Below are 20,849 nucleotides of genomic sequence, written 5' to 3'. Positions count from 1 at the left end.
TGAATAATAGCTGTCTCACAAGAGCGATTGGGACGAAAGCCATAACTATACTCTGAGAAGTGTCTTTCACAGATTGGACTGATGGTTTGAACAATCGCTTGTTGTACCATTCTGTCCATGACTGTAGGGATTCCAAGATTTCGGACGCCACCATTTGGCTTAGGAATTTCAACTCGTAAAACTGGTTGAGGTTTGTACTTCCTCTGCTTTATAAGTTCCTTGGTTTCTCGCCAATGTTGCCGTAGGAAATTATCCATTTCCTCAATGGTAACTCCGTCGATACCAGCAGAACCCTTGTTTCTTTTTACCTGATGATAGGCTTCAAGCATATTGTTCCGAGATAATATCTTATCTAGCAATTCTGACATGTGCGTATTCCTTTCTTGTTTCGGTGTCTGAGGGACATCTTAGATTCGTGAACCTTCTCCTAGTCAATACGTGACCGTCTCCAGTTCTATCAGACCGTTCTTTTACAGACACAAGTGAAGTAGGATTACTTCGGTTAATTGTTCGCCCCTTCGCTCCATTTCCATTACAGAAACTTCATCACTACTATGGGTTCGGCTGACTTCTCATGATTCGTTGTTACTACGTCTACGACGCTCATGAGACCTCACGGGATAAGTCGTATATCTTTCCTCGTTTACTCTCGTGATCTACGCATATAGGTTACGACTACCTTTTGGGACTTTAGAGTTTTCAGCCTCCTCATCCACTACATACGCCTTCATATCACATTTCTGTTCGTAGAGCCACGATTTCGCTATCCCTTCCTCTCCCCGCTACCTCACGATAGTCAGGCTTGGGAGTCGCTATTGGGTTCACCGGTAGCAGGTGCCCACAGAGGACTTGCACCTCAGATATACGACATGCCCGTCGTACTGAAAAGATTCCAAGCCACCGAGCTTGGAATCGGGGGGATTCGGGAAACTTCGGTTCCCGAATAAGGCATGGAACTCGTCAGAGGTCGCTGCCGTCCCCCACCACAGGGAATGCATCCCATATGAATTGAAAGGAAGCCATTTTTAGGCTATATTGTACTCACTATTTATAGATTGTAAAATTCTACCCACTACAGTTGACAAAGAGCCCAAAAAAAGAGGTTTTTTCAACCTCTTTTTTCTTACATCCAATTGTATAAATCACTATAAGGGTGACTGGCTGCATCCCAAGAAAAATCTCGGTGCATGGCTTCCTGCATTAGGTTATACCAGACATCTTTTTGATTCCAATAGAGATAAATGGCTTGATCAATGGTCCAGGTCAACCAATAACCACTTAGATTATTGAAGGAGAAGCCTGTTCCAGAGCCATTCACTGGATTATAGGCCTGAACTGTGTCGCGCAAGCCACCAACTTCATGGACAATTGGCAGGCTACCGTAACGCATGGCCATCATTTGTGACAGACCACAAGGTTCAAAACGACTCGGCATCAAAAACAGATCGCTGGCTGCATAAATTTCCTGCGCTAGAGCTGGATCAAAGGTCATGGCTGCAACCATTTTTTCAGGATAGTGCTGACCAAACCAAGAGAAGACTTGCTCAAAGCGAGGATCTCCGGTTCCTAGCACAACCACCTGAACATCCCGTTGGAGAATCTGATGCAGTTCCTCAACGACTACATCAAATCCTTTTTGATAGGTCAGGCGTGAGACCATCCCAATCAGAGGAACTTCTGGTCGCTGTGGTAAACCAAGCCGCGCTTGCAGAGCTGCCTTGTTAGCAGCCTTGCCACCTAGATCGTAGGCTGTAAAATGGTGGGACAAATAGGGATCGGTTTCTGGATTGTAGAGATCGGTATCAATCCCGTTTACAAAACCAAACAACTTCCAATTTTCATGCCGCAGCAAGGGATCCAGACCACAGCCAAATTCTGGTGTCTGAATTTCTTGAGCATAGGATGGGGATACTGTGGTTACCCGATCGGCATAGGTGATTCCCGCTTTCATCCAGTTCAAATCTTGGCCCCAACGCACCGAACCATTCCAGAAATCTTCCAAGCCCATTCCGAACAATTCACCCAGCATTTGAGGATCAAATTGTCCCTGAAATTCTAGATTATGAATGGTTAAAACGGTCTTAATTCCACGATAAGCTTCAATCCAAGCATACTTGGTCCGCAAAAGGAAGGGCATCATGGCTGTATGGTAATCATGAACATGAAGAATTTCTGGAATAAAATCAATCTTTTCCATCAACTCCAAGGCGGCTTGTTGGAAAAAGGCAAAGCGTTCGCCATCATCGAAATCGCCATAGACATGACCCCTAAAGAAATAGTATTGGTTATCAATGAAATAAGTTGGAACACCATCCCAGACTAGGTACTTGACCCCAACATACTGGTGGCGCCAACCAACTGAGACTTCGTAAGAGCCCAAATCTTCAACTTGGTTGCCAAACTTGGCCTCAACACTGTCATAATAAGGCAAGACGACACGCACATCATGGCCTTTTTTAACCAGGGATTTAGGGAGTGCTCCAATCACATCTCCCAAACCACCTGTTTTTGAAAAGGGTGCTCCTTCTGCCGCTGCAACTAAAATTCTCATCTAATAATATCCTCTGTAACCTCTTGACCTTTTTCAATGACGACTGGATTTTCTTTCTGTCCTCGAATCGTCACACCAGGTGCAATTTTTGCTTCCTTATCAACAATCGCATACTCAACTCGAGCGCCTTCTCCAACCAGAACCCGTGGGAAGAGCAGACTATCCTTCACGACCGCATTGGCCTTGATCCGATTATTCCGTGATAAGATGGATCCTTCAACAGTCCCCTCAATAATACTTCCCGATGCAAACTGGGATAGGGATACTTTAGAACCTGGAGCATAGTAAGTTGGCTCCTCATTTTTAACCTTAGTATAAACCTTCTGATTTGGACTAAAGAGCGAATTGAATTTTTGCTGGTCAATCATGTCCAAATTCGCCCGGTAGTAAGACTCAACCGAATAAATATTGGCAACATGACCGGTATATTCATAAGCAAAGGCACCAATCTCTTTCGCAAAATCACGAAGCAGGTAGCGAATCTTACGAGGATTAGCTTCCTCCAACTCCTTCTCAATCGCTGCAATCAGAAGTTTGGTGTTGACCAAGAAAATGTCCGTTGACATATTGTAGACTTCCTGAGGTAGGGTGTCTTCAAATAATTCATGATCTGTCACCACATCATGACTGGAAATTCTCAAAATCGAGTTATTGCCGGCAATATCACTAGCCGGAAGCTTCTTGTAAATAACCGTCATTTCCCGTTTGGTCGCTTGGTGCAAATGGAAAACTTGGCGGAGATCCACGTTCAACAAAACATCACTGTTCAAAACAACTGTCACATCGCTACCCGAACGGCGAAGGTAAGTCAACAACTGCTCGTAGTATTCAGACTTCACGTAATCGGAATCGGCATCGGTTGTATACAAGCCCAAGTAATAATGACTCAAGAGTGTTGACAAGCCCCACTCGCGACCTGACCGAATATGGTCAAAGACCGATGAAATATTTTCTTCCTGGAAGATACCGTAGACACTCCGTACACCTGCATTGGCCAGGCTTGAAAGTGGAAAGTCGATTAAGCGGTATTTTCCTCCGAATGGAAGAGTCGCCAAAGGACGGTTTTCAGTCAGTTTCCCCATGTCATGTCGACCAACTGTATTTACAAGAATCGCTGAATATTTATCAATCTTCATCCTTTGGTACCCCCACTACTTCGTTATACCCTACAACTGCAATCTCTTCACTGCCGTCAATTTCCACGCCTTCACTAATCACGGCACCTTCACCGATGATCGCTTTTTTAATCACCGCACCAGCGCCAATCACAGCGCCACTCATAATCACTGAGTCCTCAACCACTGCTCCTGTTTTCACCTGAGCATTTGTCGACAGAATCGAATGTTTCACCTGACCATCCACATGGCAACCGTCCACAATCAATGAATCTTCGACCGAACCATGCTCGCCAATAAAGTTTGGTGGCGAGATGAGGTTTTTGGAATAAATTTTCCATTGGCGGTTACGGCTATCCAAGGCATTGGCTGGCGAAATGTATTCCATATTGGCCTCCCATAAGGAGTCAATGGTTCCCACGTCTTTCCAGTAACCTTCAAATTCGTAGGCGTAAACACTTTCGCCAGATTCAAGATAGGCTGGGATAACATTGCTTCCGAAGTCAGACATTTCGACAGAACCTTTTTCTGCAGCTACCAGGATATTGCGAAGACGTTTCCAGTTGAAGATGTAGATTCCCATGGAAGCCTTGGTTGTTTTTGGATTTTCAGGTTTTTCCTCAAACTCAATAATGCGGTTATTGGAATCCGTGTTCATAATCCCAAAACGGCTAGCTTCCTTCAGCGGAACATTTAGTACAGCGACTGTTAGACTGGCATTATTATCCTTGTGGGCCTGAAGCATCTTGTCATAATCCATCTTGTAGATGTGGTCTCCAGACAGAATGAGGACATATTCTGGATCAATGCTATCGATATAGTCAATATTTTGGTAGATAGCGTGACTGGTCCCTTCAAACCAGCGGTTGCCTTCACTTGCTGAATAAGGTTGGAGAATGCTCACCCCCGTATTAATACCATCCAAGCCCCAGCTGGATCCATTTCCGATGTGGGTATTCAGAGCCAGGGGTTGGTACTGGGTAATGACCCCTACATTTTGGATACCGGAGTTCGCACAATTGGACAGGGCAAAATCAATAATTCTATAGCGACCGCCAAATTCAACAGCGGGTTTGGCAATATTCTTTGTTAATTTTCCCAAACGTGTTCCTTGCCCTCCGGCTAGGATTAAGGCCAACATTTCATCTCTCATTTAGATTTCCTCCTTATTCAACAAATTCTAATTCCATTAAAGCAACGTCTAACTCTCCACAGACTCTTCTGGCAGAAGCTCTGCTTCACTGAGTGCCGGTACAACTCCCTCCTCTTCCTCTTCAAATTTCGCTATCCTTCTCCAGATAACAGCCCCCATGGCTGGCAGGGTAAAGCTCAAGGTCTGCTTGTAACTTTTCCATTGACCAGCTTGACTAGCTGTATCCGGGTTGTGATCTAACCAAGAACCGCCCCATTCTTGTAGCTCGGTATTCCAGACTTCTTTGTAGAGGCCTGGCGTAGGAACTCCAATGGTAAAGTTCTGTCTCTCAACGGGCGCCATATTAAAGACACAAATCAATTCTGACCCTTCTTCATTCTTCCGACTAAAGGTCAACACTGTTTCATCTTTATTATCGGCATCAATAATCTCAATCCCATCATAGGAATCATCAATATCCCAGAACACAAATTCATCCTTGTAGAAACGATTAAGTCCTGCGGTAAAGTGCTGCATCCGCCCGTTTAAGTCATCTCCTAGGTCCCCCCATTCTAGAGCTTCTTGGGACTTCCATTCCAAAAATTGCCCCCACTCACTTCCCATAAAGAGCAGTTTTTTACCCGGGTGACAAATTTGGTAGGTATAGAGATTTCTTAAACTGGCAAACTGGTTGTAGCGATCCCCCCACATTTTATGCATGAGGCTCTTCTTCCCATGGACGACTTCGTCATGGGAGAAGGGCAGAATATAATTTTCCTTAAAAACATACATAAAACTAAAGGTCACAAGATTAAACTCATACTTGCGGTAAATTGGATCCATTTCATAGAAGCGCAGAATGTCATTCATCCAGCCCATGTTCCACTTGTAATCGAAACCTAGGGAATTTTCTCCCTCTCCGGTAATCTGGGTATAGCTGGTCGCCTCTTCTGCAATCATCATCACCTCTGGATGGTAGGTCTTCATGACTTGATTCAGTTTTTTCAAAAAATGGAAACCTTGGTAATTGAGGTTGCCCCCATCTTCGTTAGGTGTCCAGGGTCCCTGATCATAATCCAAGTAGAGCATATTGCTTACGGCATCGACCCGTACACCATCTAGGTGGAAGGTCTGCACCCAATAATTGATACTGGAAATCAAAAATGATTGCACATGGGGTTTCCCTAAATCAAAGTTCAGTGCCCCCCAGCCATAATTGTGGGCCCGGTGATGATCCTCATACTCGTAGGTCGGCGTCCCGTCATAATAAGCCAGGGCGTCATCATTAATGGTAAAGTGCCCCGGTACCCAGTCCACTAGCACACCAATATCTGCTAAATGACAGGCCTCCACAAAATCCCGAAACTCTTCTGGCGTGCCATAGGATTGCTCTAAGCCAAAGTAGCCCATCAACTGGTAACCCCAACTCTCAGCCAAGGGGTGGGTCATCAAGGGCATAAACTCCACATGTGTATAATTCATGGCCTGTAGATAGGGGATCAACTCCCGCTGTAAATCCTTGAAGGTATACGGTTGTCCATCTGGATGGGTCCTCCAAGAACCGGCATGAACTTCATAAATGGAAATCGGCCTTCCCTTGAAGCCTAAAGCCTTCCGTTGGTCCAGCCAGTCCTGGTCTTGCCAATCCTTGTCTGGTAGGGTATAGATAACAGCACTGGTTCCAGGGCGTTTTTCGAAGAGACGAGCCATGGGATCAATCTTATCAACCAGTTGACCTCCCTGTCTCTCCACTTGAAATTTATAGAGCTGTCCTTCTTGGGCCAAATCGGTCCAAACCTCCCAGACTCCTGCTTCATTTTTAACCATGGGAATCCGGTTTTCTTGCCACTGAGTAAAGTCCCCGATGACGTAGACCATCTGAGCCTTCGGCGCCCACACCCGGAAGCTATATCCATCATTTTCACGATGAACACCCAGGTATTCTTGAAGATTGTAATTTTCACCGATACCAAAAGTCCACATAGCTTCGCGATAATCCATATGATCACCCTTTCTGTTTTGTAAGCGCTTTTTTATAAGAATATTTTACTATATTTCAAGTAATTTCACAAGTTATTATACAACATTTTTAGGAAAAACAAAACAATTGTCTGAAAATAATCAACTGTCATTTTCCCATTTTCAAAAAAGGAAAGTCACAAAAAAACGGACTCGGGAAAACCCGAATCCAGTTTCATTTATAGTCTCTTAGTTTATACTTTATTACTGCGTTAGCTCGTCTTGCCGTACTTCAGTACTGTCTGCGACTCGCTGCCTTGTACTAAAAGTAAACGAAAAGACTATATTTATAACGATTAGTCAAAGTCCACGTACTCTTTTTGGAGTTCCAGAACTTCTTCAGCTGTTCCACACTCTGTCAGAGCACGGTTAGCCATTTCTTGCATTTTTGCAGTATCTAATTTCTTCATCAAGCTACGAGTCTGAAGCACAGAAGTGGCACTCATTGAGAACTCATCCAAGCCCATTCCGACAAGAAGTGGAACTGCTTGTTGATCTCCTGCCATTTCTCCACACATACCAGCCCATTTGCCTTCAGCATGTGCTGCTTTGATGACATTGTTGATCAAGCGAAGAATAGATGGATTATATGGTTGGTACAAGTAAGAAACTTGTTCATTCATCCGGTCTGCAGCCATTGTGTACTGGATCAAGTCATTGGTACCGATTGAGAAGAAGTCAACCTCTTTGGCGAATTGATCTGCAATCATAGCTGCTGCTGGAATCTCAATCATGATACCAACTTGAATATCGTCTGCAATCGCTACACCCTCAGCCAACAAGTTGGCTTTTTCTTCTTCCAAGATAGCTTTCGCAGCTCGGAATTCAGACAGAAGCGCAACCATTGGGAACATGATCCGTAGTTTACCGTGTACAGAAGAACGAAGAAGCGCACGCAACTGGGTCCGGAACATTTGATTTCCAGTTTCAGAAATCGAAATCCGAAGAGCACGGAAACCAAGGAATGGGTTCATTTCTTTTGGCAAATCAAAGTAAGGAAGTTCCTTATCGCCACCGATATCCATTGTCCGAACAACAACTGGCTTACCATTCATGCCTTCCAATACAGCCTTGTAAGCTTCGTATTGCTCATCTTCTGTTGGGAAGTCTTGCGAATCCATGTAGAGGAACTCAGTCCGGTAAAGACCAACAGCTTCCGCACCATTCTCGTTAACCCCTTCAACATCTTTTGGAGTACCGATATTGGCTGCCAATTCAAAGTGCTTACCATCAGCTGTTACAGTCTGAGCATCTTTCAAGAGAGCCCATTCTGCTTTTTGTTTAGCATAAGCCTCACCAGCTGCTTGGAAGGCAGCAATCACTTCTTCTGATGGGTTGATAACAACTTCACCAGTGATCCCGTTAACAGCAAGTACATCGCCATCCTTAACGATTTCAGTGATATTGTTTGTTCCAAGAACAGCAGCAATTTCAAGCGTCCGAGCCATGATCGCGGAGTGGCTTGTCCGTCCACCAATGTTGGTTACAAAGGCTTTAACAAACTCTTTGTTCAACTGGGCTGTATCGGATGGAGTCAAATCGTGAGCAATCACAATTGCTTCCTCATCAATAGCAGCTGGGTTTGGCAAACGTACCCCCAGAAGGTGGGACAAGACACGTTTGGTTACGTCACGGATATCTGCAGCACGCTCTTGCATGTATGGATTGTCATCCATATTTTCAAAGAGAGTGATGAACATATCTGTCACTTCTTTTAGTCCTGCCTCGGCATTAACCTTCTTCGCACGAATTGTTTCTTTGATTTGACCGATCATTTCTGGATCCGCCAAAACCATCAAGTGAGCATCAAAAACTTGTGCTGCTTCTTCACCTAGGCTATCTACTGCGTTAGTACGAATGAAAGAAAGCTCGTTTTGAGAAGCTTCTAAAGCAACATCTAAACGAGCCTCTTCTGCATTTGTATCTTCAACTGAAACAGTCTCAAAAGACAAATCAGGTTGGACAAGTAGATATGCCTTAGCAACAGCAACACCGTCAGATGCCGCGATTCCTTTAAGCATATTTGTCATCTCCTTATGCCAAACCTTCTTTTTCCATTGTTTCTGAAATTGCTGCGATTGCGTCGTCAGCATCAGCACCTTCAGCAGAAATTGTTACATCAGCACCTTGGCCAACACCAAGACTCATAACACCCATGATGGATTTCAAGTTTACAGATTTACCTTTGTAGTCCAAAGTGATGTCTGAAGCAAATTTGCTTGCAGTTTGCACCAAAAGTGTTGCTGGACGTGCGTGAATTCCTGTTTCTGCTACAATGTGAAAATCTTTAGAAGCCATGATGACTCTCCTTTAAATTTATTCTTAGGTTTTGATAACCCTTACAATTAGAAATTATACCATTTGTCTTGTTTTTTTTCAAGAAAAAATTGACGCTTTCAGAAAAAAGGAACTTTTTCAGTCTCAAAAGGGATTGAGCTATACAAGATTTTGTTAAGGAAAGAGCCCCTACCCTTGCTATTATCGAGACATCAAAAAATAAACCACCACATCTAGTATCTGTGTATTTTTCGAGTACAAAATGTTGACAAAAACAGGGCTTTCCCCTATACTATTTCCATACTCAAAAACGAGAAGGAGGTACCCTTGTGGTAACTGTTTATTCAAAAAACAACTGTATGCAATGCCGCATGACCAAGAAATTCCTAGACGACAATCATGTATCCTACAAAGAAATCAATCTCGATCTTGAACCGGAATACATTGAAACAGTCAAGGAAATGGGCTTTGCAGCAGCTCCAGTTATTGTTTCTCCAAAAGGAAACTTCGCTGGCTTCCAGCCTAGCCTCCTAAAACAACTAGCTTAATGGATCGTGTGAGGCAGGGCCTAAACCCCTGCCTCCTCATTTTGAATACAGCACTTGAAAGGAGATCCCACATGGGTCTTAAAGATTTAGAAAATGTCTCTTATTTTCGTCTAAACAATGAAATCAACCGACCAATTAATGGACAAATCCTGCTCCATAAAGATAAGGAAGCTTTGGAAGCCTTCTTTAAAGAAAATGTGATTCCAAACACCAAAGCATTTGCTTCTATTACGGAAAAAATTAACTACCTCATCCAAGAAAACTACCTGGAATCAGCCTTTATCCAGAAGTACCAACCAGCTTTCATTGAAGATCTCTATCAATTTATCTTGGATCAAAAATTCCAATTTAAATCCTTCATGGCGGCTTACAAATTCTACAACCAGTATGCCTTGAAAACAAATGACGGCAATGAATACCTGGAAGGTATGGAAGAACGGGTGCTTTTCAATGCCCTCTATTTTGCCGACGGTAATGAAGCAATCGCCAAAAACATTGCTAATGAAATCATCCACCAACGGTACCAGCCAGCCACACCAAGTTTCTTAAATGCCGGTCGTGCTCGCCGGGGAGAGTTGGTTTCTTGTTTCTTAATCCAAGTAACAGATGATATGAACTCAATCGGACGTTCCATTAACTCTGCGCTACAACTTTCTCGAATTGGTGGCGGTGTCGGCATCTCCTTGAGCAACCTCCGCGAAGCGGGTGCTCCAATCAAGGGTTACGAAGGTGCTGCATCCGGTGTTGTACCAGTCATGAAATTGTTTGAGGATAGCTTCTCCTACTCCAACCAATTGGGCCAACGCCAAGGGGCAGGCGCTGTCTACCTCAATGTCTTCCACCCGGATATTTTACAATTCCTATCTACTAAAAAGGAAAATGCAGATGAGAAAATTCGGGTCAAAACCCTCTCCTTGGGAATCACGGTTCCAGATAAATTCTACGAACTGGCACGGAAAAACGAAGACATGTACCTCTTCAGTCCCTATTCGGTCGAACTAGAGTACGGTCTTCCCTTCAGCTATCTCGACATTACAGAAAAATACGACGAACTCGTCGCCAACCCTCGTATCCGCAAAACCAAAATCAAGGCACGGGACTTGGAAACTGAAATTTCCAAACTCCAGCAAGAGTCCGGTTATCCTTACGTGATCAATATCGATACCGCCAACCGGGTCAACCCTGTTGCTGGAAAAATCGTCATGAGTAACCTCTGTTCAGAGATCCTCCAAGTGCAAGAGCCAAGTTTCATTGATGATGCGCAAAACTACGTCCATCTTGGAACTGACGTTTCCTGCAACCTGGGTTCTACCAATGTCGTCAACATGATGACCTCTCCTGATTTTGGTCAATCCATTCGGACCATGACTCGTGCTCTGACCTTTGTCACAGATTCCTCCAATATCGAAGCGGTCCCATCTGTCGTTAACGGTAACCGCCAAGCTCACACCTTCGGCCTGGGTGCGATGGGACTTCACTCCTACCTGGCTCAAAATCACATCCATTATGGATCAGCGGAATCCTTGGAATTCACCAATATCTATTTCCTTTTGATGAACTATTGGACCTTGGTCGAATCCAATCAAATTGCGCGTGAACGGGGTCAAGTCTTTACGCATTTTGAAAAATCAAAATATGCAGACGGCTCCTACTTCGACAAATACTTGGAAAAGGACTACCAACCAAAATTGGAACGGATAAAAGAGCTCTTCAAGGACATTTTCATCCCAAGCAAAGAAGATTGGCAAGCCCTCAAAGAGGCAGTCATGAAAGATGGACTCTACCATCAAAACCGCTTGGCTGTAGCTCCTAACGGCTCCATCTCCTACATCAATGACGTCTCTGCTTCCATCCACCCTATCACCCAACGGGTTGAAGAACGCCAAGAGAAGAAAATCGGGAAAATCTACTACCCAGCTGCAGGCCTTTCAACCGACACAATCCCTTATTACACCAGCGCCTACGACATGGACATGCGCAAGGTCATTGATGTCTACGCAGCTGCTACAGAGCACGTTGACCAAGGACTCTCCCTCACCCTCTTCCTCCGCAGTGACATTCCCAAAGGAATCTACGAATGGAAAAAAGAAACCAAGCAAACCACTCGGGATCTCTCAATCCTCCGCAACTACGCCTTCAACAAGGGCATCAAATCCATCTACTACATCCGTACCTTCACAGATGATGGCGCTGAAGTCGGTGCCAACCAATGTGAAAGCTGCGTCATCTAAAACAGAATATCATCACTAATGAGCAGGCCCCCTCTCATTACTACTTCCAAAGGAGCATCCATGCAAACCTATTACGAAGCCATAAACTGGAACAACATCGAAGATGTCATCGACAAGTCAACCTGGGAAAAATTAACCGAGCAATTCTGGTTGGATACTCGAATCCCCCTTTCCAATGACTTGGATGACTGGCGAAAATTGTCTAGCCAAGAAAAGGACCTGGTTGGTAAGGTCTTTGGCGGACTAACCCTTCTGGATACCATGCAGTCTGAAACCGGGATCGAGGCTCTCCGCCGCGATGTCCGGACTCCGCATGAAGAAGCCGTCTACAACAACATCCAATTTATGGAGTCTGTCCATGCTAAATCCTACTCGTCCATCTTCTCAACCTTAAACACCAAGGCTGAAATCGAGGCCATCTTTGACTGGACCAATACCAATCCCCACCTGCAAAAGAAAGCCCAAATCATCAATGAAATTTATGAAAACGGAACCGCACTTGAGAAAAAAGTCGCCAGCGTTTTCTTGGAAACTTTCCTTTTCTATTCAGGATTTTTCACTCCCCTCTACTACCTGGGAAACAACAAGCTAGCCAATGTGGCTGAGATTATCAAACTGATTATCCGCGACGAGTCTGTTCACGGTACCTACATCGGTTACAAATTCCAACTCGGCTTTAAAGAACTAGCCGAAGAGGAACAAGAAAATCTCAAAAACTGGATGTATGACCTCCTCTATACCCTCTATGAAAACGAAGAGGCCTATACCCGCTCCCTTTACGATACCGTCGGCTGGACAGAGGAAGTCCTTGTCTTCCTTCGCTACAATGCCAACAAGGCCCTCATGAACCTGGGGCATGACCCACTCTTCCCAGATACCGCTGATGATGTCAATCCAATCATCATGAACGGAATCTCCACAGGAACCTCCAACCACGACTTCTTCAGCCAAGTCGGAAACGGCTACCTCCTTGGAGAAGTCGAAGCTATGGAAGACGACGACTACCTCTACGGATTATAAGCAAGCAAAAAAATCACTCAGATCTCAAAATCTGAGTGATTTTTTATGTAGTCCCGACTTCCTAAGGAAGTAACAGGATAATCGCAAAGGCAAAAGCATTATTCAACATATGTAGCCAAATGGAATCCCAAATATTATTCCGTCTCGCAAAGGCTCTGTAAAATATATAGCCCATAACAGAATAGGACAGAATGAAATTCAAGTCTAGACTGATAACATGGAGGTAACCAAAGGTCACCGAGGTCAAGAAGGCAACCAAGCCGGTTGGCCATCCCCTAAACACAAACTTGGAACCCAGGCCACGAAAAACAAGTTCCTCTGCCAGCGGGGCTAAAATGACCATACCAATCATTAAAGCAGTTAAATAGGGAGTCCCTAATTCCTTCACGGATCCTAAGGCGTCTACAATGACTTGCTGATTGGTCGCTTGCTCTTCTAGGCCTACTGAGCTTCGGAAAATGCCAAAAAGGATATTGGCACCCATTAAGGTTCCCCAACCTAGGAACAGGTGCTTCCATTGACTGGCATCAAACTGGGCCGACTTCGAACCTGCATCCGGTTGGTTAAAATACCATTTCAGCAGGGAATAAATAATTGCAAAACTAAAAGCTAAGTAGACAATAACCGCAATCCACTGCTGGCCAACAGACAGATTCTGATCTAATAAGCCCAAAGACAATGGTAAACCGTTCAAAAGGGAAGCTAACATAATTAGCAGAAACCAGACAAAGATTCGCCCCAGAACTTGTATACTTTTTGAAACCATTATAATACCTCCGCATTCAATCTTATCGTGGAGTAGGCAGCGATTAAGAGAGGTGCGGCAGTCAACAAATCCAATGAATCGGTTACTCCCACTCCTTCCCCTGTTCTCCTTACAACAAACCAGCTACTGCTTGAAGAAGATTTGGAATAGCTGCTTGGTCACTACCTCCAGCCATGGCCATGTCTGGCTTACCACCACCACGACCGGCTACGATTGGCGCCAATTCCTTGATGAGGTTCCCTGCATGAACCTCTTTTGAACGGCTAGCTACCAAGACATTGACCTTATCTCCAATAGCTGCTACTAGCACAAGAACATCCGAATAGTCCCCTTGTTTCCAAGTGTCTGCAAAGGTACGGAGGGCACCTGCATCAGCGACGTCAACCTGTTTAGCAATGTAGCGTAGACCATTGGCCTCTGCCACATCTTGGAAAATTTGACCGGATGCTGCTGCCGCTGCTTTTTCTTTCAACTCCCGATTTTCTTTTTGCAATTGACGTGCTTGTTCTTGAAGAGCTTCCACTTTCGCTGGAACATCGCCAACTTGTGGTGCTTTCACTTGCCGTGCTAATTCTTGCAGCAATTGAGCTTCTTCGCGGTAAGAATTATAGGCCTCGCGTCCAGTTACGGCCACAATCCGACGAGTACCGGAACCAATTCCTTCTTCTTTTAGAATGCGGAACAAGCCAATTTCGGAAGTATTGCCCACGTGAGTTCCACCACAGAGCTCAACAGAGTAATCACCAATCGAAACAACACGAACAGCTTTTCCGTATTTTTCGCCAAAGAGGGCCATGGCTCCCATGTCCTTAGCTGTGTCGATATCTGTTTCAACCGTTTGAACGGCTAGGGCCTCGTTAATTTTGATATTGACATCTGCTTCAATTTGCGCCAATTCCTCTGGTTTAACGGCTTCAAAATGCGTAAAGTCGAAACGAAGGAAATCTTGTTCATTCAAGGAACCTGCTTGGGTCGCATGTTTTCCAAGAACTTGATGAAGGGCCGCATGCAACAAGTGCGTTGCCGTATGGTTTTGCATCACACGACGGCGACGATCCTTGTCGAGAACCAGACGGTAGACACCCTCTTTAGCCAACGGCGCCAAGACTTCAACCTTATGTAAAGGCTGACCATTTGGAGCTTTCTGAACATCGACAACCTTGGCCACTACTTGCCCCTCGGCATCCAAAATCTGACCATGGTCAGCAACCTGACCTCCCATTTCCGCATAGAATGGGGTTTCTTCAAAGATCAGATAAGCTTCACCAGCTTCAACAGCGTCTACTTCAACATTCTCTTGCACCAAGGCCACAAGACGACTATCCGCCTCTTGCGCCTCATACAAGAAACGACTTGGAACGGTCAAGGCCTGCAAGGTCTCATTTTGACCTCCCATTGAAGTTCCTTTCACAACCGAAGCCCGCGCCCGCTCTTGTTGCGCCTTCATTTCTTGATCAAAGCCATCCTTATCAACCGTCCAATCGCGTTCTTCAGCAATTTCTTCGGTTAATTCTACTGGGAAACCATAAGTGTCATAGAGTTTAAAGGCCGCTTGTCCAGAAATAACCGTTTGACCTGATTGCTCCATCTCAGCGACAATCTCATCTGCATAGGCTTGTCCCGCTGTCAGCGTCCGTGCAAAGGACTCCTCTTCATTTTTCACAATCTTCTGGATGAAATCGGCTTTTTCGCTAACCTCTGGGTAGTAAGACTCCATGATTTGCCCCACAGTTGGCACCAAACGGTACATAAACGGCTCATGGATACCAAGTTTTTGACCATGACGGGCTGCACGACGAAGCAAACGACGAAGAACATAACCTCGGCCTTCATTTCCTGGCAGAGCCCCATCCCCAATCGCAAAAGCCAAGGAGCGAATGTGGTCCGCAATTACCTTGAAACTCATGTTGTCGCCATCTGGATCATAGGTCTTACCAGACAAAGCTTCAACCTCCTTGATAATCGGCATAAACAAGTCCGTTTCAAAGTTGGTTTTAGCTCCCTGCATGACTGCTACCAAACGCTCCAAACCAGCCCCGGTATCAATGTTTTTGTGAGGCAATTCCTTGTACTCACTCCGCGGTACACTTGGGTCTGCGTTAAATTGAGAAAGCACGATATTCCAGATTTCGATGTAGCGATCGTTTTCAATATCTTCCGCCAACAAGCGCAGACCAATCTTTTCAGGGTCAAAATCTTCCCCACGGTCGAAGAAAATTTCCGTATCCGGACCAGAAGGACCTGCTCCAATTTCCCAGAAATTGTCTTCAATTGGAACCAAATGACTTGGCTCAACCCCCAATTCAATCCAACGATTGTAAGAATCTGTATCCGCTGGATAGTAAGTCATATAGAGTTTTTCTTTAGGGAAGGCAAACCATTCAGGACTAGTCAACAGTTCCCAAGCCCAAGTGATCGCCTCATCCCGGAAGTAATCACCAATTGAGAAATTCCCCAACATTTCAAACATGGTGTGGTGACGCGCTGTCTTCCCAACATTTTCAATATCATTGGTCCGGATGGATTTTTGCGCATTGGTAATCCGTGGATTTTCTGGAATTACAGAACCATCAAAGTATTTTTTCAAGGTCGCAACCCCTGAGTTAATCCATAACAGGGTTGGATCGTTTACCGGAACCAAATTCGCTGATGGTTCAATGGCATGGCCCTTGGAAGCCCAAAAATCTAACCACATCTGGCGAATTTCAGCACTGGTCATATATTTCATTGTCATTCTCCTTTAATGTTGATTGCTAGTTCGCTTAGAAAGAAAAAAGACAAGTTTCATCGATGAAGGGCGTCTCAACGCGGTACCACCTTCCTTCGATGAACTTGTCATCCTTATTGCAACTATTCAAAAAATCTCTCAAGTAGCAAGATAAGACACAACTAGTAGCTTGCACCAACCGCTACCTCTCTGCAAAATTGTCTGTTTTATCCATTCTTGATACACTCTCATTATACTCCAAGTTGCCTATTTGTCAACTATTTTTCTTCAGAGCTGGAGTCTGCAACAGCTTCACCGGTCGCATTCATGTATTGAGAAAAGGCATTTTGGAAGGCTGGATCTTTGACCTTAATGTTCGCTGCTTCCATTTCCTTAGCCACAACACTTTGGATAAAGGCTGCATCGGTCCGTTTTTCAGCTAGGATAATGCTTTCCAGCTGTTTCTGATAGTCTTTCCAAGAGTCTTTTTTCTGAGTTTTGTTGGTTACCTTAATCACATAGTAGCTCGTAGATAGAGTTGAACTATCGGTCACCTTGATCACATCTGAAACCCCATTGTTGTCCAAACCAAAGGCTGCTTTTTTAACATCTTCTGGAAGGGCGGTTGAAGCAGAATCAAATTTCATTTCACCGCCTTTTTCCTTGGTTTCTTCGTCATTCGAATTGTCCTTAGCCAATTGGGCAAAGTCATCGCCATTCTTGGCTTTTTCAGCTACTTCTTTAGCCTTGTTTTCATCGGTCATCCGAATCACTTGAGCCGTTACTTCTGGCGTATAGTTTTCAAAAGCCGCTTGGTAGTTTTCATCGGTCAACTCTTTTTTGGCAGCATCATTCACCGCATACTCCACCAATTTATTGGTACGGATCTGTTCACGGTAGGTTTCCGTTGTCAACCCTTCTTGGGCCAAGACTTGTTGGAAACGATCTCCGTAGGTTTGGGCACTCTTATTGTACTCTTCCGAAACTTCTTCATCAGTGACCTTCTCTCCGTATTTGGCTTCAAAGACTTCATTGATGGTCATGGTCAGAAGAACTTGTTGCGCTTGGGTATTATTTTTGACCTTGTCATAGTACTCCGCAACCGTGATGGTATTCCCCCTCATGGTAATCACATCCGTGTTGTTATTGGTCTCACGCGCACAGGCTGCAAGGGCTACCACAGACAAGAGCGTGATAGCACCAATTTTTACTTTTTTCATACTTGCTTCACTCCTTTTTACAATAACTTTGCCATTATACCATATCTTGACTTAATTGCGGCTTAATCAGAGAGCTTCTTGGGAAATTTCCACCAAATCCGCCTCTTTTTTAACCATCAAGAGCCCATCGCCCAGGGGCAGATAGGAGACCATGAGGTCTGGGTGCTGGTCTACAGCCGCAAACAGCTTGTGCAGACCACGGTAAATAGCCCGTTGACCCCTGCGAATGTCTTCAGGTAGCTTGGTAATGTCTCCTCCCTGGAAAACATCATCAAAAATCAAAATACCACCCTTAGGTAATAAATCGAGAAGATCCTGTAAAAAAACCACATACTTGGATTTGGCAGAGTCAACAAAGATAAAGTCAAAGGACTGGCCCTTGAGATCCTGTAACAGCTCCTGAGCTTCTCCCTCCAAGAGGCGGATGCGATCCCCCTCTTGGAAACGAGCAAAGTTCTCTTGGGCCAATTGGATCATTTCTGGATTACGATCAATGGTCACCACTTCCGCCTCTGGCAGAGCTTCTGCCATCATGAGGGCTGAAAACCCAATCGCAGTCCCGACCTCTAAAATCCGCTTGGGAGCTACAGCTTGTAAGAAGAAACGGAAGAAAGCCACGGTTTCCTTGGGAATAATCGGCACATTCTCAGCTGCCGCAAAGTCCTGCAATTCCCGTAGAAAAGCCGGCAAAGCCTGATCTTGGTTCCGCATAAAGTCAACAATCCCTTGCTGGACCACAGGCCGCCGCATATTGGGATTGGAGTGTTCCGAGTAGGTTTTAACCATTACAAAACTCCTAGCTCTTGCGCCAAACTCTCCAACTCATTCAAGCGACGCTCAAAGACCGCAAAAGCATCATTGAGGTAATCTTCAGCCTCCATATCAACTCCAGCTTTGGCCATTACCGCTAGTGGATAATCGGAATTTCCAGCCTTCAAGTAATTGAGATAAGCTTCACGATCCTCATCTGTACCATGCACAATCTTATCCGCCAAGGCTGACGCTGCCGCAAAACCAGTCGCATATTGGAAGACATAGTAATTGTAGTAGAAATGCGGAATCCGTGCCCATTCATATTGAATTTCTGGATTCTCTTCAGTAGCCAAACCATAATACTTGGCATTTAAATCCGCATAGGCTTTATTGAGGAAGTCACTGGTCAAGACCTGTCCTTCTTGATCAGCTTGGTGGATCATTTGTTCAAATTCCGCAAACTGCGTTTGGCGGAAGACCGTACCACGGAAACCATCCAAGTAATGGTTCAGAATGGCAAAACGGCTTTCCTTATCCTCCACGGAAGCCAGTAATTTCTCAGTCAAAATATTTTCGTTGGTTGTTGAGGCAATCTCAGCCAAGAAGATCGAATAGTCCCCATATACAAAAGGCTGACTTTCACGGCTGTAGCTAGAATGCATGGAATGCCCGGTTTCGTGGATCAAGGTATAGAGATTGTCCAAATTGTCCTGCCAGTTCAACAGCATATAAGCCTTGGTGTCATAAGATCCACCAGAATAGGCACCAGAGCGTTTGCCCTTGTTTTCATAGACATCGATCCAACGATTACTAAAGGCATCTTCAACCTTAGCCAGATAATCATCACCGAGAACCGCAAGTACTTCTTTACATTTTTCCAAAGACTCCTCATAGGAAATGGAGAGATTGTTACGACTCAAAGGCGTGTAAACATCATACATGCGGATATCTTCCAATCCCAAAATCCGTGACTTGAGCTCGACATAACGGTGAAGGAGTGGCAAGTGGCGATTAACCGCTGTTACCAAGGTATCGTAGACAGACTCTGGAACAAAGTTAGCTGCTAGAGCTGCCTGACGCGCAGATTGGTACTTACGGATCTGAGCTTGGTAGTTATGGACCTTAACCGTTGTCTGAAGCGTTTTCGCATAGGTATGCTGGTACTGTTGGTAAACGCTGTAAAGGGCTTCAAAAGCATCCTTACGCACACGACGGTCATCAGACTCCATAAAGTGGATGTAGTTGCCGTGGGTCAACTGGACAGCCTGTCCATCTGCATCTTCAATCATCGGCAAAACAATGTCCGCATTGTCCAAAATTTCAAACATTTCAGAAGCCGATCCAAAAATCTCCGATGCTCCAGCCAACAAGGCTTCTTCTTTAGGGCTCAAGACATGCTCTTTTTGGAACAACAAGCGTTCAAAGTAATGACGGTAGAGTTCCAAGGCTGGCTCTTCTGCCATGAAGGCTGCCAGCTGCTCTTCCGTTACCTCCATAAATTCAGGCTCATAGAAGGCAAAGGTCTGGCCAAAACGTGCCGCAAGACCATTGATTTGCGAATAGAGCTCCTGATAAGCCGCCACACGCGTATCCTCATCCTGCTTCATAGACGCATACACGAATAATTTTTCGAGTCTTCGCATCAGCCCCAATTGCAACTCGGTAATCTCCAACAGGCGTTGAGCCGATTCCAACAGCTGGCCCTCTAAATCAGCAGCCTTGGCCACATCTGCCTCCAAAGAAGCAAACTCCTCGCGCCAAGCCTGATCATCTGCAAACACGCTGGTCAAATCCCAGGTATATTTTTCTTGTATTTCATGACGTTCGTTGCTCATAAGATTTCCTCCATAATCCCTATTTTATCACATTCTCCCCTGTAATAAAAAGGAGAATAAAGAACCTGCCTATAAACCGTGCTTGATTGCGCATAAAAGGTCAAAAACTGTTGCTCATAGTCCCTCTCTAAGTCTGACTGCAACCGGAGGCCCGTTACAGGTTTAACAGGCACAAGCTGCGGATACCAGTCCGCTAAAGTGCGGGTCAACAGGTTCTGGCCCGCTTGATAGGCCTGCAGTTGCTGTTCCACCCAATAGGGATTGCGATACCGTAATTCCTTGGCCAGATAGCGGGGGAAATGCCAATCTAACCGCCCCTCAAAAGACCTAAGTTGCCGTTGCTGGTAGGGCCAACGCAAGACTTCTCGCAAAGGCTTTTGAAAAAAGGGAAAAACCGCAACCAGCCCCTGACAACGACCGTGTAAGTCCTGGTGTAAGAGATAGTGTAAGACCAACTCCTGCTTCTGCCCATCCAGATTCCAGAAAAAGTAGCCACAGCTAGGGCTAAACCGCAGGCACAGCCTTTGTAGCTCGGTCAGCCTTCCCTTTAATACTCATTCAAATTCAAAATCTGAAAAAATCCATTCTCTATGGACAATAGATTTAAGGTCAGACCAATGCAAACTTTGAATCACTTCTTGTAGTTTATCAATCACGTCCTCAAGTGTTTTAAAG

At 44.9% G+C, this 20,849-nt stretch carries 16 protein-coding genes; 3 read left to right on the top strand and 13 right to left on the bottom strand.

What is annotated here, in order from left to right:
• The 7 genes from HZY94_RS04445 to HZY94_RS04415 form a co-directional block, all read right to left on the bottom strand.
• The coding region (locus HZY94_RS04445) for a reverse transcriptase domain-containing protein (protein ID WP_257151889.1) at window positions 1–368 on the bottom strand (368 nt) is incomplete at its 3' end.
• Between the two features lie 755 nt (window positions 369–1,123).
• On the bottom strand, window positions 1,124–2,551 hold the full coding sequence (gene glgA / locus HZY94_RS04440) for a glycogen synthase GlgA (RefSeq protein WP_179925170.1): 1,428 nt from the start codon (window positions 2,549–2,551) through the stop codon (window positions 1,124–1,126).
• Window positions 2,548–3,687 carry a glucose-1-phosphate adenylyltransferase subunit GlgD gene (glgD, locus tag HZY94_RS04435; RefSeq protein WP_179925169.1) on the bottom strand — a complete coding sequence of 380 codons (1,140 nt, stop codon included), beginning with the start codon at window positions 3,685–3,687 and terminating at the stop codon, window positions 2,548–2,550. The genes glgA and glgD overlap by 4 nt, the downstream gene beginning before the upstream one ends.
• The gene (locus HZY94_RS04430) at window positions 3,677–4,819 is read right to left on the bottom strand and encodes a glucose-1-phosphate adenylyltransferase (protein ID WP_160333084.1); all 1,143 of its coding nucleotides are present in this window, start codon (window positions 4,817–4,819) and stop codon (window positions 3,677–3,679) included. The genes glgD and HZY94_RS04430 overlap by 11 nt, the downstream gene beginning before the upstream one ends.
• Before the next feature lie 48 nt (window positions 4,820–4,867).
• Complete coding sequence (gene glgB, locus HZY94_RS04425) at window positions 4,868–6,799, bottom strand: 1,4-alpha-glucan branching protein GlgB (RefSeq protein WP_179925168.1); 1,932 nt, start codon at window positions 6,797–6,799, stop codon at window positions 4,868–4,870.
• Window positions 6,800–7,113: 314 nt separating this feature from the next.
• Window positions 7,114–8,847, bottom strand: a complete 1,734-nt coding sequence (ptsP, locus tag HZY94_RS04420) for a phosphoenolpyruvate--protein phosphotransferase (protein ID WP_179925167.1) — start codon at window positions 8,845–8,847, stop codon at window positions 7,114–7,116.
• 4 nt (window positions 8,848–8,851) lie between these two features.
• Window positions 8,852–9,115, bottom strand: a complete 264-nt coding sequence (locus tag HZY94_RS04415) for a phosphocarrier protein HPr (protein WP_135035680.1) — start codon at window positions 9,113–9,115, stop codon at window positions 8,852–8,854.
• A gap of 308 nt (window positions 9,116–9,423) precedes the next feature.
• Between HZY94_RS04415 and nrdH the strand changes: the two genes are divergently transcribed.
• The 3 genes from nrdH (at window position 9,424) to nrdF (ending at window position 12,893) form a co-directional block, all read left to right on the top strand.
• On the top strand, window positions 9,424–9,642 hold the full coding sequence (gene nrdH, locus HZY94_RS04410) for a glutaredoxin-like protein NrdH (RefSeq protein WP_179925166.1): 219 nt from the start codon (window positions 9,424–9,426) through the stop codon (window positions 9,640–9,642).
• A gap of 71 nt (window positions 9,643–9,713) precedes the next feature.
• Window positions 9,714–11,873, top strand: coding sequence for a class 1b ribonucleoside-diphosphate reductase subunit alpha (gene nrdE, locus HZY94_RS04405; protein ID WP_179925165.1), 2,160 nt, complete (start codon window positions 9,714–9,716; stop codon window positions 11,871–11,873).
• Window positions 11,874–11,933: 60 nt separating this feature from the next.
• Window positions 11,934–12,893, top strand: coding sequence for a class 1b ribonucleoside-diphosphate reductase subunit beta (gene nrdF / locus HZY94_RS04400; protein WP_179925164.1), 960 nt, complete (start codon window positions 11,934–11,936; stop codon window positions 12,891–12,893).
• Window positions 12,894–12,954: 61 nt separating this feature from the next.
• On the opposite strand, the gene HZY94_RS04395 is transcribed toward nrdF, so the two are convergent.
• The 6 genes from HZY94_RS04395 to HZY94_RS04370 form a co-directional block, all read right to left on the bottom strand.
• Complete coding sequence (locus HZY94_RS04395; RefSeq protein WP_179925163.1) at window positions 12,955–13,659, bottom strand: CPBP family intramembrane glutamic endopeptidase; 705 nt, start codon at window positions 13,657–13,659, stop codon at window positions 12,955–12,957.
• Between the two features lie 109 nt (window positions 13,660–13,768).
• Window positions 13,769–16,387 carry an alanine--tRNA ligase gene (gene alaS, locus HZY94_RS04390; RefSeq protein WP_179925162.1) on the bottom strand — a complete coding sequence of 873 codons (2,619 nt, stop codon included), beginning with the start codon at window positions 16,385–16,387 and terminating at the stop codon, window positions 13,769–13,771.
• A gap of 257 nt (window positions 16,388–16,644) precedes the next feature.
• Window positions 16,645–17,586, bottom strand: a complete 942-nt coding sequence (gene prsA / locus HZY94_RS04385) for a peptidylprolyl isomerase PrsA (RefSeq protein WP_179925161.1) — start codon at window positions 17,584–17,586, stop codon at window positions 16,645–16,647.
• Window positions 17,587–17,652: 66 nt separating this feature from the next.
• Complete coding sequence (locus HZY94_RS04380) at window positions 17,653–18,372, bottom strand: O-methyltransferase (RefSeq protein WP_179925160.1); 720 nt, start codon at window positions 18,370–18,372, stop codon at window positions 17,653–17,655.
• A complete protein-coding gene (gene pepF, locus HZY94_RS04375; protein ID WP_179925159.1) occupies window positions 18,372–20,174 on the bottom strand; it encodes an oligoendopeptidase F in 1,803 nt (600 codons plus the stop codon). The genes HZY94_RS04380 and pepF overlap by 1 nt, the downstream gene beginning before the upstream one ends.
• Window positions 20,171–20,629 carry a hypothetical protein gene (locus HZY94_RS04370; RefSeq protein ID WP_179925158.1) on the bottom strand — a complete coding sequence of 153 codons (459 nt, stop codon included), beginning with the start codon at window positions 20,627–20,629 and terminating at the stop codon, window positions 20,171–20,173. The genes pepF and HZY94_RS04370 overlap by 4 nt, the downstream gene beginning before the upstream one ends.
• Window positions 20,630–20,849: the final 220 nt, after the last annotated feature.

The sequence above is a fragment of the Streptococcus danieliae genome, assembly GCF_013415245.1.
In the GTDB taxonomy this organism is placed as follows: Bacteria; Bacillota; Bacilli; order Lactobacillales; family Streptococcaceae; genus Streptococcus; species Streptococcus danieliae_A.
This window is presented reverse-complemented; position numbering and strand designations above follow the sequence as displayed.

Bases quoted from the DNA above. Each gene is read 5' to 3' on its own strand.
- glgA (WP_179925170.1), bottom strand. From the start codon at position 2,551: ATGAGAATTTTAGTTGCAGCGGCAGAAGGAGCACCCTTTTCAAAAACA.
- glgD (WP_179925169.1), bottom strand. From the start codon at position 3,687: ATGAAGATTGATAAATATTCAGCGATTCTTGTAAATACAGTTGGTCGA.
- HZY94_RS04430 (WP_160333084.1), bottom strand. From the start codon at position 4,819: ATGAGAGATGAAATGTTGGCCTTAATCCTAGCCGGAGGGCAAGGAACA.
- glgB (WP_179925168.1), bottom strand. From the start codon at position 6,799: ATGGATTATCGCGAAGCTATGTGGACTTTTGGTATCGGTGAAAATTAC.
- ptsP (WP_179925167.1), bottom strand. From the start codon at position 8,847: ATGACAAATATGCTTAAAGGAATCGCGGCATCTGACGGTGTTGCTGTT.
- HZY94_RS04415 (WP_135035680.1), bottom strand. From the start codon at position 9,115: ATGGCTTCTAAAGATTTTCACATTGTAGCAGAAACAGGAATTCACGCA.
- nrdE (WP_179925165.1), top strand. From the start codon at position 9,714: ATGGGTCTTAAAGATTTAGAAAATGTCTCTTATTTTCGTCTAAACAAT.
- nrdF (WP_179925164.1), top strand. From the start codon at position 11,934: ATGCAAACCTATTACGAAGCCATAAACTGGAACAACATCGAAGATGTC.
- HZY94_RS04395 (WP_179925163.1), bottom strand. From the start codon at position 13,659: ATGGTTTCAAAAAGTATACAAGTTCTGGGGCGAATCTTTGTCTGGTTT.
- alaS (WP_179925162.1), bottom strand. From the start codon at position 16,387: ATGAAATATATGACCAGTGCTGAAATTCGCCAGATGTGGTTAGATTTT.
- prsA (WP_179925161.1), bottom strand. From the start codon at position 17,586: ATGAAAAAAGTAAAAATTGGTGCTATCACGCTCTTGTCTGTGGTAGCC.
- HZY94_RS04380 (WP_179925160.1), bottom strand. From the start codon at position 18,372: ATGGTTAAAACCTACTCGGAACACTCCAATCCCAATATGCGGCGGCCT.
- pepF (WP_179925159.1), bottom strand. From the start codon at position 20,174: ATGAGCAACGAACGTCATGAAATACAAGAAAAATATACCTGGGATTTG.